The organism is Vibrio sp. 1641 (assembly GCF_033339995.1).
GTDB lineage: Bacteria > Pseudomonadota > Gammaproteobacteria > Enterobacterales > Vibrionaceae > Vibrio > Vibrio alginolyticus.
Genome location: NZ_JAWOVP010000415.1, coordinates 1 through 557 on the forward strand (window position 1 = coordinate 1; position 557 = coordinate 557).

Below are 557 nucleotides of genomic sequence, written 5' to 3' on the forward strand. Positions count from 1 at the left end.
AATTGTTAGCACAAATTTTTATTATCTTTCAAATGTGATTAAAATCATAAAACAAAACTTCATAACTGAGTCGCCAGAATGTTCGGCAGGCGGATTGATTTTGATCATCTCTCTAGCACATTATTCGGGTGAACATATGTGTCCTGTCCCACATGTGTAGGTAATGTTATGAAAAATCCTGTTCAAACCGAGCGCAAGGTTACGCTGGGGTGCTACGTTGCACTGGCGTTTGCGGTCGTCTTCTTTTCTGGTCTCATGCAATCGAACGAATGGTATGGCGTATTTGATTTCACCACGTTGAATGGCTCTTTTGGCAAGGTGGCTTATGGTGTCACCGAAACGGCTGACGGTGTGCAAGTTGCAACAACGTCGCTTCGCGGTACTGGTGGTAGCGGTGCACGTGACGGTTTCATTTTTGCACTTACTTTGATTCCTACCGTTATGTTCGCACTGGGTATGATCAATGTACTTGAGCACTATGGCGCACTAGAAGCAGCACGCAAACTGTTAACGCCGCTTCTTCGTCCAATTATGGGTATTCCGGGTAACTCTGGTTT

1 protein-coding gene is annotated in these 557 nt (G+C 44.9%); it reads left to right on the forward strand.

The window, feature by feature from the left end; genetic code table 11:
* Nucleotides 1–168: 168 nt before the first annotated feature.
* On the forward strand, nucleotides 169–557 hold a 389-nt coding region (locus tag R7Z47_RS26300; RefSeq protein WP_318130957.1), incomplete at its 3' end, for a nucleoside recognition domain-containing protein.